The sequence below is a fragment of the Cupriavidus sp. GA3-3 genome, from assembly GCF_000389805.1.
In the GTDB taxonomy this organism is placed as follows: Bacteria; Pseudomonadota; Gammaproteobacteria; order Burkholderiales; family Burkholderiaceae; genus Cupriavidus; species Cupriavidus necator_D.
The window spans coordinates 1-16330 of the sequence record NZ_KB944466.1 but is presented as its reverse complement, the minus strand read 5'-3'; the positions used below and the strand labels follow the sequence as shown (position 1 = coordinate 16330).

The following is a 16330-nucleotide window of genomic DNA, read 5'->3' as shown; positions in this document are numbered from 1 at the left end:
TTGAATATGTCAACGACCATCGCAAACCGGCTGGCCATTGCTGCTTCCTTCCTCTTTGCCTGTGCAGGTGCGAACGCGACTGAAGGCGCCCTGGGGCGACCCGTGACCGGCACCAGCGTGCTCCCCAATGTAGGGATCGTGTCGCCGGAACCCGCGCTCATCGTGAATGTCGGCGAGATCTACCTGGATGGCTCGATCGGCGGCAGCCGAAACGTGCCCATCGCAGGCAAGACGGCGCTGGGCGTGGACGGCAAGGTCGCGTTCACCCTGGCAACGGTGATGAAGGTATGGGACACCGATACCGGCCCCTGGAACTTTGCCTCCAGCTTCACGCTGCCCTATGTCTGGACCAAGGTCACGGCCAACATCAGCGCCGGCGGCCGGGGCGCCAGCACCCAGGACACTGCATCGAACCTGTTCGACATCACCTTCGCGCCGATCATCGCGGGCTACCATTTCTCAAAGACCGAGCATGTGGCTCTGAGCCTGAATGTGTGGGCGCCGACCGGCAAGTACGATCCCAACGCACTGGCCAACGCCAGCCTGAACAACTGGACGTTTATTCCGCAAGTGGCCTACACCAAGCTGTTCCCCGAACACGGGCTCGAGTTCGATGCCGTCGCCGGGGTCCAGTTCTACACCCGCAACAACGCCACCGACTACCAGAACGCACCGCTGTTCACGCTCGACACCATGCTGCTCAAGCGCTTTGCCAACGGCGCGGGCCTCGGGTTGATCGCGGGCACGACGCAGCAGCTCGGCGACGACAGCGGCCCGCTGGCCGACCGCCTGAACGGCTTCCGCGGCCATGACTGGGCGGTGGGCCCGATCGTCACCTACGACACCAAGATCGGCGCGAAGAGCCTGCTGTCGCTGGGCTTGCGCTGGGTGCCGACCGTTGCCGGCAAGAACCGCCTGAAGAGCACGAACACGTTCATGGGGACAGCGACTGTCGTGTTCTGATGGCCGCGCGCGCGGTGAGCCCGCTCACCACGTGTACTTCACCCCTGCCCTCAGCGCGTACTGGTAAAAGGATTGCTGGCCCCAGGAACCCGACACATTGGTCCAGCCGGTCCAGCGCTTGCCGAGATCGGCGTTCAGCCCCAGCTTCAGTTCGAAGCGGTTATGCGGATACAGCCCGCCGATCGGCAACTGGTTGAACGAGATATTGGTGTCGGTATCGGAATACCACCAGTTCACCGTCGCATACGGCTGCAGTTTGCGGCCGTCCTCGCGCACGAAGGTCCGATGCGTGCGTACGCCCAGCCGCGCGATGATCCCGCTGGAATCCGCCCCGCTGACGCGCGTGCCGTTGGGCTCGGCAATGTCGTCCTCGCTGTAGTTGACATAGATGAGCTGCGCCTGCGGCTCGATCACCCAGTCGCGCGGCAGTGGGATGGCATAGCCGACTTCCCCCGACAGCCCTAGTCCCTGCGCGTGGTATCGCACCGTCGGCAACTGGTCGCCTTCAACGCGGTTGGTGAACCAGCCATACTGGAACCAGGCATCGACATAGGCGCCCAGCTTGTTCTCGTCGTTCTGGTACCAGGCGCCGTAGACACCCGCAGCCCACCCTTCCACTTTGCCCCTGGCCCGCGTGGGGTTGCCGGCGGCATCCGCGTCGGTGCTGGCGTTGCCATAGCTGCCCGTTACGCCGACATGCAGGCGGTCGGTCTCGCTGGCGACACGCCACCTGGCCAGCTCGGCACCGCCGTGCAGCAGGAAGCTGTCGGTGCGGGTGCGGAAGTTGCCGTCCTTGCTGCGGCTGCCCTCCCACTTGCCCACTGCGCGCAGCCAGCCGCTGCGCGGCTTGTCCTGCACTGGCGTTGCCGCCCCCGGTGGCATTGATATCGAACCCGTCGCGCTCGTTGCCGCCAACCAGGTTGTTGAGGTTCAGCGTCGTGCCCGCATTGACGGTGATAGCCGACCCGCCGGCCGTGCTTGGTGACGGCAACGCCGTCCATGCCGGCCCCTTGCATCGTGATGGCGCTGGTGCCGCCATTGAACGTCACGCTGGCATCGCCCGGGTTGGTGATGACTTGTGACGCGACGCCACTGGCAGCCGTGGCGGTGGTATTCGTGATGGTGGTCCCGGTCAGGGTCACCGAGGCATTCGCCCCCCTCGCGAGCGCGCGCAGGCTCGCGCCTGTGTTCGTATTGAAGGTGGTACCTGACACGGTCTCCATCTCGGCGTTGCCCGATGCAGGCGTACAGGACAGTGCCGTATAAGTGCCGCTGGCAATCGTGCCGCAGGCGGTCTGTGCGCGGACTTCGAGCGTTGCCAGGGCCATGGTTCCGGCCGGCGCAAGCCAGTAAGCGATCAGCGCGGCAATCGGCCGCAGGGCGTGGTTGCGTCGCCGCTTGATGATGGCACCGTGCTGCATGCCTGGTCCCGGAACTCGCACAGTGATCTCCTTTGTAGGATTTTTGTTGCATTCTCGGGAACCGGCAATCTGCGCACCAGTGAAACATTTGGTAGGCTGTATTAAGCCTGCTGCGTCAGCCGAACGGGGTAGCAGCGTCAACTTGAGGGATCCACGCGCCAACGTCCGCGTTGATCAGGCTCAAGCCCCGATCCATTACAAGCCTGCACACTGGCGCCCATGACCACACTGCCCTCTTCTCCGCCCGTCGCCGCTGACGCGGGCCAACCCAAGCCCCCGCCCCCCTCCGTGGCTGCACGCCGCCCGGCTCTTGTGCCGCGGGGCCGTTTCGCGTGGCTGACTGGTATCCTGAGCTGGACGCTTCTGATTGCCAGCACGCTGTTCTGGTGCGCGCTGCTGTTTCCGCTCGCGCTGCTCAAGCTGGTGCTGCCGTTTGCCCCCGCCAGGCGGCGCATCGATCCGATGCTCAACGGCATCGCCACCGCCTGGATCTCCGGCAACACCGGCTGGTTCGCGTGGATCCAGCGTGAGCCGTGGGACGTCCAGGGCAACGAGGGACTGCGCTATGCCGACTGGTACCTGGTCAACTGCAACCACCAGTCGTGGGCCGATATCTTCGTGCTGCAGCGCTCGCTGAACCGGCGCATCCCGCTGCTGAAGTTTTTCCTGAAGCAGCAGCTGATCTATGTGCCGGTTATCGGGCTGGCGTGGTGGGCGCTGGACTTTCCGTTCATGAAGCGACACGGCAAGGCGCAGCTGCGGCGCAATCCGGCGTTGCGGCGCCAGGACCAGGAAACGGCCAAGCGCGCCTGCGCGAAGTTTTCGCTGGTGCCGACCAGCGTGATGGTGTTTGCCGAAGGTACCCGCTTCACCGAGGCCAAGCGCGCGGCCCAGGACTCACCGTACCGCCATCTGCTCAAGCCCAAGGCCGGCGGGCTGGCGGTGGCGCTGAATGCGATGGGCAACAAGTTCCGCTCCCTGCTCGACGTCACCATCGTGTACCCGGAAGGCGCGCCAGGCTTCTGGGACCTGGCCTGCGGACGCGCCGGCCCGGTGCTGGTGCGCATGCGGCAGTTGCCGGTGCCGCCGGCCTTCTGCGAGGCCGACTACGGCAGCGACAAGGCCTTCCGCACGGAATTCCACAACTGGCTGGCACGCCAGTGGGAAGCCAAGGACGCCGAGATCGATGCGCTGACGCCGCCGCGCGAAGGCTGAAGCCCTGCTACCCGGGCAGCCGCTCGACTGCCCGCTTCCCCTGTCCCACCGCCGCGGTCAGCGAAGGGCTGCCGGCATTGTCGCTGTTGGCAATGCTGATATTGCCGACGCCGGCCAGCCCGGGCCACACCGCGTCGGGCGCCACGTTCTCAGCGGCCAGGCTGTCGGGCATATAGCTGTAGCCATGCGCCCAGCGGTTGACGGTGATGCCGCGGATCACGTCCTTCGAAGCAAAGCCCTTGTGCCCGAGCATGCGGTCAAGCTGCGCGCGGATGTCGCGCTCCAGCGTGTCGAACGGCGTGCCCAGCAGCAAGGCGCGGCCCGCGCGGAAGCGGTCGCGCGCCTGCATGCCGCTGTCAGGCACGGTCGGCACATAGAGCATGTGCAGCACGGCCGGATCGGAGGGCTGCCTGCCCGCCGGCGGTTCCAGCCACAGGTCGGTATAGGCCATGGCCGGCGCGTGGATGCGGCGCGTGCGCAGCGCGGCGAACGCCTGCCAGTGGTCGAGCGCCACCTTGGTGTAGACCAGCGGCGCCTTGGCCTCGTTGTGCAGCACCTCTTTCTGCTTGGCCGGCAGCGACGGCAGCAGGTACGGGATCATCATGTTGTAGCCGGCCAGCACCACGTGGCGCGCCTCGACGCGATGCAGGTTGCCGCTGAACCCGTAGGTCACGCGCGTGATATTGCCGTCGGGCTCGACCGCGATCGCGGTGCTGTTCAGGCGCAGGCGCACCGGCTGCCCGTCGCCGTCCAGCCGGCTGTAGTCGAACGCGGCCGACACCACATCGGCCGGCCGGGCGATCGACGCCACGCCCGGGATCAGGCTCTGCACCAGCAGCCGTGCCAGCGAGGCATTGCCATCCGGAAACCACAGGCGCGATGCCGGCGACTTGCCAAGCCGCGCATTGCCCGCCGGCGCGGGCATGTTGGCGCCTGCAGGCAGGCCGATGGCGATGGCGTCGGCAACCGAAATCCCATCGACATCGAGCGCATAGGCATCGTTGCTGCGGCTGCGCAGGAAGCGCTGCCCGGCCAGGCCGATGCCGGCCTTGTCACGCAGGAAGCTGGCGTAACGCATGGAGCGCAGCGCAGCCGCGCGCTCGGTGCCGGACAGCGCCGGAAGGTAATCGGTGGTGCCGGCGGCCAGCCGCGCCAGCGCGGCGCGGTCCGCCACAGGCAAAGGCGTGTTGTCCAGGAAGCGCGACAGGGCAGCCGCGTCCGGGGCACCGGCCTGCTGCCCGCTGCGAACATCGATCAGCTCGCCGAACGGATCGCCAGCCACCCACTGGTCGCGCCCGAAATGCTCGGCATCGAAGAACACGGCGCGGCCCATGCCGAGCGCGCCATAGGGATCCGCAGGCACAGTGCCAGGCGGGCGCGTGGCATCGAGCCCGATCCCCGCCAGCAGTTCGCGCACCGCGGCGTCGCTGGCAGCGCCTGCCGGCATTTCTGCACTGCCGCCATAGGTCACCAGCCGCTTGCCGCGCACCGTGAACTCGTTGCGCTTGGCATGACCGCCGAAGTCGTCGTGGTTGTCCAGGATCAGGATGCGCCGGTTGGCGCCGAAACGGCGCCGGTAGAACCACGCCGCCGCCAGGCCGCTCAGGCCGCCGCCGACCACCACCAGGTCGAAAGCCTCGCGCGCCAGCACGACCGGGTATTTCGCGCCCTCGCGCGCCAGGCTGTGCGCCAGCGTGTAGGTGCCGGCATGGTTGCCGCGCAGACCGGTCAGCGCGGGCGGATACGCCACGCCTGCCCCGCCCTGCTGCGCGTGCAGCAACTGCACCGGCGCAAGGCCGGCGGCAATGGTCAGGGCGGTGCCGTTGAGGAAGTCTCTGCGCGTAATCGTCATCGGGTGCTCATCGGGATGCGTCGCCTGCCGCGGCCGGGTGCTGCGCGGCCAGCTCTTTGCGCCGTGCCGCCACGGCGGCTTCCGGCACCGGCGCCGCGCGGTTGCCCCAGCTGCCGCGGATAAAGGTCAGCACATTGGCCAGTTCCTGGTCGTCCAGCGTCCAGCCATAGCCGGGCATGTGGTAATCCGCCGGCGCGGTGCCCACGCGCGCGGTCACGGCGCCGTCGAGCAGCAGGTTCACCAGCGAGGCCGGGTCGGGATCGGCCACGGTGGGGTTGCCGGCCAGCGGCGGGAACACGCGGGCAAAGCCCTTGCCGTCGGCGCCGTGGCAAGGCATGCAGAACACCGCGTACTGGCGCGCACCGGGCACATCGAAGCGGCCCTGCCGCAGTTGCTGCGCGGTGGCGGCATCATGCCGGAACGGCTTGTCCTCGCCGCGCGCGCCGGGCAGGGATTTCAGGTAGGCGGCCACGGCATCGAGGTCGGGCGCGCTCATGTACTGGGTGGCGGTGGAGATCACCGTGGACATCGGCCCGAACGAGGTCGCGTGCCCGTTGCGCCCGGTGCGCAGGAACTCGGCGATATCCGCGCGCGACCACGCGCCCAGGCCGGTGACCTGGTCACTGGTCAGGTTGGTGGCGGACCAGCCCTCCACGCTCGCCCCGGACAGGAAATGGCGGCTGCGCTCGTCCAGCCCCTTCTCGGCGAACAGGTTGCCGCGCGGCGTATGGCAGGCGCCACAGTGCGCCACCGCCTGCACCAGGTAGGCACCGCGGTTCCAGGCTGCGCCGCGCGCGGGGTCGGTGCGGACCGGGTCGTCATCGACGAACAGGACGTTCCACGCGGCCAGCAGGCTGCGCATGCTGAACGGCCAACGCATCTGCGGCGCGGGGTTGCGCTGCGTGACCGGCGCCACCTCGGCACGCAGGTAGGCGTACAGCGCCGCCACGTCCTCGGCACGCATGCGCGCGTACGAGGGATACGGCATCGCCGGATAGAGCCGCTTGCCATCGCGCGCCACGCCGTGCCGCAAGGCGCGGTCGAACTCGGCCAGCGTATAGGCGCCGATGCCGCTGCCGGCATCGGGCGTGATATTGGTCGAATGAACCGTGCCGACCGCCGTGCGGATCGGCAGCCCGCCGGCAAACGGCTTGCCGCCTTCGCTGGTATGGCACGCGGCGCAGTTGGCGATGCGCGCCAGGTAGCGGCCGCGTTCGATCTGTTGCGTGTCGGTGGCGGCCAGCGCCATGCCCACGGGCAGCAGCACCGCCAGCGTCAGGCAGGCCAGCTTGCGCAGCGCACGGGCTGTGGCGATACCAGGTCCTTGGGGCAGGAAATGCATGGGAGCAGTTTCAGGTCAGGCAGCCGATACCGCCCAGTTTGCCGCAAGCACCAGGCACACCACCAGCCCGGCGGCCACGGCCACGCCAGTCAGGATCAGCGGTACCGGGCGCAAGGTGTCCAGGTCGCGCTGGTGCTCCTGCCCCTGGCGCAGGCCAAAGAAGCCCCACAGCACGGTCCGCAACAGCCTCAACGGGTTCATGGCATCTCCTTGCACAACGCCTTTGTGTACGAGTGCCGATTATGGGTCGTCCGTGCCATCCATAACAGCATCAGATAACAGGAAATTTTACGTATCAGTTTGCCTGTCCGGGAGATAATGCGCTCACCCGCCCCGCCCCCGCCCGCCATGAAACGCTACGAAGCCCTTGCCGAGACCCTGGCTGCCGATATCCGCAACGGCAGCCTGCCGCCGGGCACGCGCCTGCCGTCGATCCGCAAGACCGTGGCCCAGTATGGCGTCAGCCCGTCGACCGCCTTCCAGGCCTATTACCGGCTGGAAGAGCGCGGGCTGGTGCGGGCGCGCGAGCGCTCCGGCTACTACGTGGCGGGACCTGCGCGGCGCGAGCTGCCCCAGCCGCAGGCGCGGCCGTCGCGCCAGGTGTCGACGCAGGTCGACATCTCCAAGCTGGTCTTCGCCGTGCTGGAAGGCGCGCGTGACCGCGAGCTGGTGCAGTTCGGCTCGGCCTTTCCCTCGCCCGAGCTGTTCCCGTGGGAGCGGCTGGGCAAGTCGCTGGCGCGCGCCGGCCGCGCGCTCGACCCGTGGTACTCGGTCAACGACCTGCCGCCGGGCAATACCGCGCTGCGCCGCCAGATCGCGCTGCGCTACCTGGGCGCGGGCGCGCCGCAGCCGGCCGAGGACCTGATCGTCACCAACGGCGCGCTCGAGGCGCTCAACCTGTGCCTGATGGCGGTGACGCAGCCGGGCGACGTGGTGGCAATCGAATCGCCCGGCTTCTATGCCTCGCTGCAGGCACTGGAGCGGCTGCGGCTCAAGGCCGTTGAGATCCCGGTCGACCCCGCCGAAGGCATCGACCTGGGCGCGCTCGACACCGCACTGTCACGGCACCCGGTCAAGGCGTGCTGGTTCATGACGCAGTTCCAGAATCCGCTCGGCGCCAGCATGTCGGAAGACAAGAAGAAGGCGCTGGTGGCCTTGCTGGCGCGCCACCAGGTGCCGCTGATCGAGGACGATGTCTATGGCGAGCTCTACTTCGGCAACCGCTGCCCGCTGCCGGCCAAGGCCTTCGATACGCAGGGGCTGGTGATGCACTGCAGTTCGTTCTCGAAGACGCTGGCGCCGGGCTTCCGCATCGGCTGGGTGGCGCCGGGCCGCTTTGGCGAAGCCATCCAGCGGCTCAAGCTGATGACCACGCTGTCTGCCGGTGTGCCCACGCAGGTGGCGCTGGCCGAATACTTGCAGCACGGCGGCTACGACAAGCACCTGCGCAAGCTGCGCCATGTGCTGGAGATGCAGCAGGGGCGCATGATCGATGCCATCGGCCAGCACTTCCCGGAAGATGTGCGCGTGTCCCGGCCGGAGGGCGGGTATTTCCTGTGGGTCGAGTTTGCGCCCGGCTTCGATGCATTGGCATTGCACCATGCCGCACTGGAGGCAGGCATCGGGCTGGCGCCGGGTCCGATCTTCTCGGCGCGGCAGGGTTACCGCAACTGCATCCGGCTCAACTACGGGCACCTGTGGAGCGATGAGGCCGAGGCCGCGGTAGCCACCCTCGGCCGGCTCATCGCGCAGCAGCAAGGCAGCTAGCAGCGCGCATCGCGATGGCGGCGCAGCGCCCACTCCAGGGTCTCGAACGCTGCCTGTACCACCAGTGCCAGCACGGCCGCCGGGATTGCGCCGGCCAGCAGCAGCGCTGTGTCGTTGAGCGCCAGCCCGGTGGCAATGCGCTCGCCGAAACCACCGGCGCCGACAAAGGCCGCGATTGTGGCCGTGCCGACGCTGATGATGGCCGCGGTCTTGACCCCGGCCAGCAGCACCGGCAAGGCCAGCGGCAGTTCTACATAGCGCAGCACCTGTCCGCCGCGCAGCCCGAGCGCCCGCCCCGCATCGCGCATGCCCTGCGGCACCTGCTCCAGCCCGGTCGCGGTATTGCGCACGATCGGCAGCAAGGCATAGAGAAACAGCGCCACCATGGCCGGCCAGACGCCGATGCGGCCCAGCAGCGGGATCAGCATCGCCAGCAATGCCAGCGACGGCACCGTCTGCAGCACGTTGACCACGCCCAGCACAGCCTGTCCGGTGCGCCGCCGCCGCGCCGCCAGCATCCCCAGCGGCACGCCGACCAGCGTTGCCGCGCCGACCGCCCCCGCCACCAGGCCGACATGGCGCAGCGCCAGGCGCGTGGTGTCGGGCCCGAACAGCGCGGCAGCCAGCCGGCTGCGCGGTTCGGCACCGTCATGCGTTGCCTTTTGCCCCGCAGTGCCGGCCAGGAACGCGCGCGCGATTGCATCGAATGACTGGCCATCGATCTCCGCCGCCGCATTCATGGCGATCATGTCGTCGGCGCTGACGCGCCCGGCCAGCCGCTCCAATGCCTGCCAGGCCTGCGGGAAGCGCTGCGGTACGTCAAGGCGGTAGACCACTACTGCGTCGTAGCGCGGGAAGTAGTGCCGGTCGTCTTCCAGCACGCGCAGCTTGTACTTGCGGATCTTGGCGTCGGTGGAATAGATGTCGATGGCATCGACCTGCCCCGCGGCCAAGGCCTCGTAGGCGACGCCATGGTCCAGCCCGACCGGGCGTTGCGGCAGTCCATAGCGGCTGGCCAGCCCCGGCCAGCCGTCGGCGCGCCCCAGGAACTCGTGGGACAGGCCGAGCCTGAACTGCGGCTGCGCGGCGAGGTCGCTCAGCCGGCGCAGCGCGCCGGCGCGGGCATCGGACACGGCCAGCGCGTAGGTGTTCTCGAAACCAAGCGGAATTGCCGCGCCCAGCCCCATCGGCGCCAGTGCCCGCTGGATGGCATCGAGGCCGGCCCCCGGGGGCAGTTTGAGGATTTCGGCGGCGAGCGTGCCGGTGTAGTCGGGATAGAGGTCGATGCCGCCGGCCTTCAGCGCCTCGAAGACGATCGCGGTATTGCCCAGCCCTGGCTGGTGCTGCGCGGCGCCGGGCGGCCCCGCGGCCTGAGTCAGCAGTTCGCCAAGGATGTACGACTCGGTGAAGCGCTTGGAGCCGATACGCAGCGGATCTGCCGCGCGCGCCGGCATCGCGCCCGCGAGTGCGGCAGCCAGCACCCAGGCCACTGCCCGCCACAACGCGCGCCCTGTTCTCCCGATCTCCCGACTGCCGCGGATCCAAGCCAAAACGTCTGTCCCGATATGGGGCCGGTGTGCGCCCGGCATCGCTACATCATAGCTGCCGCATGTCCTTATCCCGAAATAGTATTTGCCATTTGCATGATGAAGGCATCAGAATCCGGATTACACATACATTAATCCCGAGACCCAGCCCGCCATGGAAATCCGGCAACTGGAAGCCTTCGCCGCAGTCGTCACCACCGGCAGCGTCACCGCCGCCGGGCGCCTGCTCGGCCGCTCGCAGCCGGCCATCACGCGGCTGATCCAGGAGCTGGAGGCCGAGCTGGGCTTTGCCCTGTTCACCCGCAGCGGCCCGCGCGTCAGCCCGACCGAGCAAGGCTTCCTGCTCTATGACGAAGTCGAGCAGACGCTGGCCGGCATGCAGCAGATCCGCACCCGCGCCGCGGCGCTGGCGCGCGGCGATGGCCGGCCCCTGCGCATTGCCGCGACCCCGGCGCTGGCGGCCGGCCTGCTGCCGCCGGCGCTGGCGCTGGCCTTTGAGCGCGGGCTGTGCGCGCCGGAACGCGTCGCGGTGCAGAGTGTGTCGCCCGAACAGGTGGTGCACGCGGTGCTGACCGGCGCCGCCGACATCGGTCTGAACAGCCTGCCGCTGGAACACCGCGGCGTGACCGTGCACTGGATCGGCCAGTCCGCGTGCGTCGCAGCCGTGCGTGCCGACGACGCACTGGCCGCACAGCCTGCGATCGCGCTGCAGGACTGCCGCGGGCGCCGCATCGTGACCATGCAGAACCCGTACCGGCTGCGCCGCCGCGTCGACCGGGTCCTGGCTGGCGCCGGCGTGCCCGAAGCGGGCGTGATCGACACCAACACCTCGATCAGCGCGCTGACCCTGGTGCGCGCCGGGCTGGGCATCGCCGTGCTGGAGCCGGTGACCGCCCGCGGCCTGCCGCTGGCCGATATCGCCGTGCGGCCCATCGATGCAGATATCCCTTTCTACTTCGGCGTGATCACGCCACAGGCCCGCCCGGCCAGCACGGCGGTGCTGGGGCTGGTGCAGGCCGTGGCCGACGCCGCCGCCGCGCTGTTGCCCGACCTGGTGCGGCGCGATCCCGCCGAACACGGCGCGCTGCTGCAATCGCTCTATGGCGATGCCAGCGACGACGCTGACACGCTCACGCAAGATGCCGGACTTCCAAGCCATGACTGACCTATCCGCCCCCGCCCTTACCCCCGCCGCCGGCCTGGCCGCGCTTGAAGCGCGCCTGCGCCAGGACCTGTCCTGGCTGGACCTGCCCGCCAAGGCCTGGACCATGCCGCGCAGCCACGATGGCCAGGACGTGCTCGACGTCGCCGTCATCGGCGGCGGCATGGCGGGACTCGCAGCCTGCGCCACGCTGACGCACCTGGGCATCCGCGTGCGCGCCTTTGACCGCGCCCCGGCGGGCTTCGAAGGCCCGTGGACCACCACCGCGCGCATGGAGACGCTGCGCTCGCCCAAGCAGCTGACCGGCCCCGCGCTGGGCCTGCCGGCCCTGACCTTCCGCGCCTGGTTCGAGGCGCAGTTCGGCGAGGCCGCCTGGCAAACGCTGGACAAGATCCCGCGCCTGCAATGGATGGACTACCTGCGCTGGTACCGCCAGGTGCTGGCGCTGGATATCCGCAACCAGCACCAGGTCAATGCCATCGTGCCGCGCGCGGACGGCCTGGTGGCGCTGTCGATGCAGACCCCGGACGGCCCGCACACCGTGCTGGCGCGCCGCGTGGTGCTGGCCACCGGCCGTGACGGCCTGGGCGGTGCCTACGTGCCGCCGGTCGCGGACACGCTGCCGCGCCACCTGTGGGCGCACTCGTCGGACGAGATGGACTACGCCAAGCTGCGCGGCAAGCGCGTGGGCGTGGTCGGCGCAGGCGCCTCGGGCATGGACAGCGCCGCGACCGCGCTGGAGGCGGGCGCCGCCAGCGTCGAAATGCTGATCCGCCGCCCGGACATTCCGCGCGTCAACAAGAGCAAGGGCGCCGGCAACCCTGGCCTGACCTTCGGCCACTACGGGCTGCCCGATGCCTGGAAATGGCGGCTGCGCCATTACATCAACACCCAGCAGGTGCCGCCGCCGCGCGGCAGCACGCTGCGCGTGTCGCGCCATGCCAATGCCTACTTCAACCTGGGCGCAGCGCTGGAAGCGATCGAGGCGCAAGGCGATGTCCTGCACGTGCAGACACCGCAGGGCACGTTCGAGCTGGACTTCCTGATCTTCTCGACGGGCTTCCGCATCGCGCTGGAAACACGGCCGGAGTTCGCCGCCTTCGCCCCGCATATCCGCTTCTGGCGCGACCGCCATGCGCCGCCCGCGGGCCAGGAAGACCGCGAGCTGTCCGACTCTCCCGATCTCGGCGCAGCCTTCGAATTCCAGGAGAAAACGCCCGGCGCCTGCCCCGGCGTCACGCGCATCCACTGCTTCTGCTATCCGGCGGCGCTGTCGCACGGCACCGTGTCCGGCGACATCCCGGCGATCAGCGACGGCGCACGCCGGCTCGGCCAGGGCATTGCCGCGCTGCTGTACCGGGAAGACGTTGAGCTGCACTACGCCGCGCTGCAGGCCTATGCCGAACCCGAAGTCTTCGGCGACGAATGGGTGCCGGCCCCGCCGCCGGCGCTGCGCGCAGCCAAGGCCTGAATCCCACCCCGACCTGAACCTGGAGAGTCCGATGACCCAGCCCCCGACTTCCACGGTCGACCTGATCGACCAGCTCACCGGCCTCGCGCCGGGTAGCGCGACGCACGCGCTGCGCCACCAGCGCAACAAGGTCGTGGCCGCCACGCAAGGCAGCTACGACGCCCTGTTCGACCCCGCCCTGCCTGGCCTGTCGCTGGCAGAGCGCCTGCTGGTTGCGTTGTACGCGGCACGCCTGACGCCGTCGACGGCGCTGGCGGCACACTATCGCGCGCGCCTTGAGCAGGCCGGCGCAGATGTCAGCCAGGTCCGCGCCGCGGCCGAAGGCCAGCCGGAGGATATTGCCGACACGCGCCTGCACGCCATGCTGGAGTTCACCCGCAAGCTGATCGAAAAGCCCGTTGAGGGCGACAAGGCCGCGCTGCAGGCCCTGCCCGCCGCCGGCCTGAGCACCCCGGCAGTGGTCACGCTGGCGCAACTGATCGCCTTCCTGTCGTACCAGGTCCGGCTGGTGGCCGGCTTGGATGCGCTGAAAGCACTGAACGACAACGCCGCAGGAGCCCAGGCATGAGCGAGATCATCAAATCCCACGGCTTCACCAATGAAGTCCTCGACTGGAAGGCCTGGCTGGACGTGGTCGAACTCGACCAGGCCACGCCCGAGCAGGTCGCCGTACTCGAAGAGAGCCACCCCAAGGCCAAGGTCCAGGATTACTACCGCTTCCTGGTGCACCAGCCCGAAATCCTGCGCCAGCGCTCCACCGCCTTCAACGCCATCATGTACGCCCCCGGCGGCATGCCGCGTGCCGAACGCGAGCTCTCCACCACGGTGGTGTCGCGCATCAATGGCTGCGTCTACTGCGCATCGGTGCATGCGCAGCGCTTCGAACAACTGGCCAAGCGCAACGACGTGATCCGCCAGGTGTTCGACGATCCCCATACCGCCGGCACGACTGCGCGCGAACAGGCAATCGCGAAGTTCTCGATCGAACTGACCGAGCGGCCCGCCGAAGTCACTGCCGAGCAGCTCAAGCCGTTGCGGGAAGCGGGCGTCACGGATGCGGAAATCCTGGACCTGATCCACTCGATCGCCATCTTTGCCTGGGCGAACCGGCTGATGCTGAACCTGGGCGAGCCGGTGTTTCCGGAGCAATCCGGGGAGTAAGCCGTCAGGCGCCAGCCACAATGCGCGCGGGCGCTCAGCCCGCGCTGTGATGCACCGCCAGCCAGACACTGGGCTGACTGGCATCGGTCCACGCCACCCGGTGGCGGCAGTGGGCCGGAAGATGCAGCCAATCCCCCGGCTTCATGGGATACAAGCCGGACTGGCCTTCGATCTCGATGGCGGCGCTGCCGCTGACCAGCAGCACCCATTCCGCCTCTGCGCTGTCGTACCAGAAGCCCTCAGGACTGGCCTGCCCGTTGGAGACGATGCGCTCGATCCGCAGCCCGGGCCGTTCCAGCAGCGGCTGGAAAAGTTCCTGCGCCGCGCCGGCCGGGACGTCCGCCAGCAGGTTTCCGTGTTCAGGCTGCATGCTGCCTCCTGGAAGGGAAGTCGTGGATGCCGACCCCGGTCAGTTACCCGGCCCCGGCGCCAGTACGTCGCGCGCGCCGTTGCGGCCCATCGGCGACACCAATCCGGCCACCTCCATCTGCTCGATCAGGCGTGCCGCGCGGTTGTAGCCGATGCGCAGCTGGCGCTGCACGGCGGAGATCGAGGCGCGGCGGCTGGTCAGCACAAAGCTGGCGGCTTCGTCGTAGAGCGGGTCGGCCTCGCCGTCGCCGCCGCTGTCGCCGAACAGGTCGGTGCTGCCGGCCTCGGCCGGGTCGCCGGCAAGGATGGTTTCATCGTAGTCCGGCTCGCCGAACTGCTTCCAGTGTTCCACCACGCGGTGCACTTCGTCGTCGGCAACAAAAGCGCCATGCACGCGCTGCGGATAGCCGGTGCCAGGCGGCAGGAACAGCATGTCGCCCTGGCCGAGCAGGCTCTCGGCGCCCATCTGGTCAAGGATGGTGCGCGAATCGATCTTGGACGAGACCTGGAACGCCACGCGCGTCGGGATATTGGCCTTGATCAGGCCGGTGATCACGTCCACCGAGGGGCGCTGCGTGGCCAGGATCAGGTGGATGCCGGCGGCGCGCGCCTTCTGCGCCAGGCGCGCGATCAGTTCCTCGATCTTCTTGCCGGCGACCATCATCAGGTCGGCCAGTTCGTCGATCACCACCACGATCATCGGCAGGCGCGACAGCGGCTCGGGCGCGTCCGGCGTCAGCGAGAACGGGTTCGGCACTTTGCGCTCGGCGGCCTCCGCGGCGCGGATCTTCTGGTTGTAGCCGGCCAGGTTGCGCACGCCCAGAGCCGACATCAGCTTGTAGCGCTTTTCCATCTCGCCGACGCACCAGTTGAGCGCGTGCGCGGCCTGCTTCATGTCGGTGACCACCGGCGCCAGCAGGTGGGGGATGCCCTCATAGACCGACAGTTCCAGCATCTTGGGGTCGATCATGATCAGGCGCACATCTTCGGGCGTGGCCTTGTACAGCATCGACAGGATCATGGCGTTGACCGCCACCGACTTGCCCGAGCCGGTGGTGCCGGCCACCAGCAGGTGCGGTGCGCGGGCCAGGTCGGTCACCACCGGATTGCCGGTGATGTCCTTGCCCATGGCCAGCACCAGCCGCGAATGGTGCGCCTGGAACGAGGCCGCGTTGACGATCTCCGACAGCCGGATCATCTGCCGGCGCGCATTGGGCAGCTCCAGCCCCATGCAGGTCTTGCCGGGAATGGTCTCGACCACGCGGATCGAGGTCACGCCCAGCGCGCGCGCCAGGTCCTTCATCAGCCCGACCACCTGGGCGCCGCGCACGCCCATGGCGGGCTCGACCTCGAAGCGGGTGATCACCGGGCCGGCGCCGGCGCCGACCACGGCGACTGGCACCTTGAACTCGGCCAGCCGCTGGGCGATCAGCTCGCCGGTTTCGCGCAGGCGTTCTTCCGACACCTGTTCGGCGCTGTCGACACCGGTCTCCAGCAGGTCGGCCGGTGGCAGGCGGTAGTCAACGATGGGGCGCGGCGGCGGCGGCGCGACCGGCACCGGCACGGGCGCAGGCTGGGCGGCAGCCAGCGGCACGGTGCGGCCGACCACGGCGGGCAGCACGATGCGCGGCTTGGCGGCCGGGACCGGAGCCTGGTTCAGTGCAGGCGCCTCAGCGGGCTCAGGGACTTCCGGGGCCTCGGTCGCTTCAGGCAGTGCTGCTGCCTCGGCAGGCTCGGCCGCATCGGGTTCCGCCTCCTCGGCGATCAGGCCGTTGCCGTCCATCAATCCGTCCGGTTCGCTGTCCTCCGCGGGTGCCGGGGTGCAGGCATCGAGAGCGCTGCCCTCTCCCATCTCGGAGCTTGCCACGGCCTGGGCTACTGCCTCGGCGCCGGTGATATCCAGTGCGGGCCCGGCTGCTGCCAGCGCTTCGGGTTCCCCAATGACAACGACGTGATCTCCGCTCCTCGCTTCGGCTTCGGCTTCGGCTTCGGCTTCGGCTTCGGCTTCGGCTTCGGCTTCGGCTTCGGCTTCGGCTTCGGCTTCGGCTTCGGCTTCGGCT

General features: G+C 68.9%; 15 protein-coding genes. 8 read left to right on the top strand and 7 right to left on the bottom strand.

Translation table 11 applies throughout. From position 1 onward, the window contains the following. The first annotated feature begins 6 nt into the window (after positions 1-6). The gene (locus tag C265_RS06830) at positions 7-963 is read left to right on the top strand and encodes a transporter (protein WP_037023789.1); all 957 of its coding nucleotides are present in this window, start codon (positions 7-9) and stop codon (positions 961-963) included. Positions 964-987: 24 nt separating this feature from the next. On the opposite strand, the gene C265_RS06825 is transcribed toward C265_RS06830, so the two are convergent. Further along, entirely contained in the window at positions 988-1821 is an 834-nt protein-coding gene (locus tag C265_RS06825) for an autotransporter outer membrane beta-barrel domain-containing protein (protein ID WP_010811557.1), read from the bottom strand. Between the two features lie 141 nt (positions 1822-1962). On the opposite strand from C265_RS06825, the gene C265_RS06820 reads away from it, so the two are divergent. Continuing rightward, the gene (locus C265_RS06820; RefSeq protein WP_010811556.1) at positions 1963-2229 is read left to right on the top strand and encodes a hypothetical protein; all 267 of its coding nucleotides are present in this window, start codon (positions 1963-1965) and stop codon (positions 2227-2229) included. A 467-nt stretch (positions 2230-2696) separates the two neighbouring features. Beyond that, positions 2697-3599 carry an acyltransferase gene (locus tag C265_RS06815; RefSeq protein WP_010811555.1) on the top strand — a complete coding sequence of 301 codons (903 nt, stop codon included), beginning with the start codon at positions 2697-2699 and terminating at the stop codon, positions 3597-3599. Positions 3600-3606: 7 nt separating this feature from the next. On the opposite strand, the gene C265_RS06810 is transcribed toward C265_RS06815, so the two are convergent. From C265_RS06810 to C265_RS06800, 3 genes are read right to left on the bottom strand one after another with little or no spacing between them, the layout of a single operon-like run. Further along, positions 3607-5451: an FAD/NAD(P)-binding protein gene (locus C265_RS06810; RefSeq protein WP_010811554.1), complete on the bottom strand. Its 1845-nt coding sequence runs from the start codon at positions 5449-5451 to the stop codon at positions 3607-3609. A 7-nt stretch (positions 5452-5458) separates the two neighbouring features. Beyond that, positions 5459-6793: a cytochrome c gene (locus C265_RS06805; RefSeq protein WP_010811553.1), complete on the bottom strand. Its 1335-nt coding sequence runs from the start codon at positions 6791-6793 to the stop codon at positions 5459-5461. A 15-nt stretch (positions 6794-6808) separates the two neighbouring features. Further along, a complete protein-coding gene (locus C265_RS06800; RefSeq protein WP_010811552.1) occupies positions 6809-6994 on the bottom strand; it encodes a DUF2970 domain-containing protein in 186 nt (61 codons plus the stop codon). Between the two features lie 147 nt (positions 6995-7141). Here C265_RS06800 and C265_RS06795 point away from each other — a divergent pair, with 147 nt between their 5' ends. Next, a complete protein-coding gene (locus C265_RS06795; RefSeq protein ID WP_010811551.1) occupies positions 7142-8560 on the top strand; it encodes a PLP-dependent aminotransferase family protein in 1419 nt (472 codons plus the stop codon). Here the strand turns inward: C265_RS06795 and C265_RS06790 are convergent. Next, entirely contained in the window at positions 8557-10041 is a 1485-nt protein-coding gene (locus C265_RS06790) for a glycine betaine ABC transporter substrate-binding protein (RefSeq protein ID WP_037023814.1), read from the bottom strand. The two genes, C265_RS06795 and C265_RS06790, sit on opposite strands and share 4 nt — an antisense overlap. Positions 10042-10261: 220 nt before the next feature. Here C265_RS06790 and C265_RS06785 point away from each other — a divergent pair, with 220 nt between their 5' ends. Genes C265_RS06785 through C265_RS06770 form a run of 4 tightly spaced genes read left to right on the top strand, consistent with a single transcriptional unit; the run spans position 10262 to position 13901 of the window. Beyond that, a complete protein-coding gene (locus tag C265_RS06785) occupies positions 10262-11272 on the top strand; it encodes a LysR family transcriptional regulator (protein WP_010811549.1) in 1011 nt (336 codons plus the stop codon). Next, positions 11265-12740 carry an FAD-dependent oxidoreductase gene (locus tag C265_RS06780; protein WP_010811548.1) on the top strand — a complete coding sequence of 492 codons (1476 nt, stop codon included), beginning with the start codon at positions 11265-11267 and terminating at the stop codon, positions 12738-12740. The genes C265_RS06785 and C265_RS06780 overlap by 8 nt, the downstream gene beginning before the upstream one ends. Positions 12741-12771: 31 nt before the next feature. Then, positions 12772-13308, top strand: a complete 537-nt coding sequence (locus C265_RS06775; protein ID WP_010811547.1) for a CMD domain protein — start codon at positions 12772-12774, stop codon at positions 13306-13308. Beyond that, positions 13305-13901, top strand: coding sequence for a peroxidase-related enzyme (locus tag C265_RS06770; protein ID WP_010811546.1), 597 nt, complete (start codon positions 13305-13307; stop codon positions 13899-13901). The genes C265_RS06775 and C265_RS06770 overlap by 4 nt, the downstream gene beginning before the upstream one ends. Positions 13902-13935: 34 nt before the next feature. Here the strand turns inward: C265_RS06770 and C265_RS06765 are convergent, their stop codons facing one another. Both C265_RS06765 and C265_RS06760 read right to left on the bottom strand, forming a co-directional pair. Then, the gene (locus C265_RS06765) at positions 13936-14271 is read right to left on the bottom strand and encodes a cupin domain-containing protein (protein ID WP_010811545.1); all 336 of its coding nucleotides are present in this window, start codon (positions 14269-14271) and stop codon (positions 13936-13938) included. A gap of 39 nt (positions 14272-14310) precedes the next feature. Beyond that, positions 14311-16330 (bottom strand): DNA translocase FtsK (locus tag C265_RS06760; RefSeq protein WP_010811544.1); only part of this gene is annotated, 2020 nt, incomplete at its 5' end.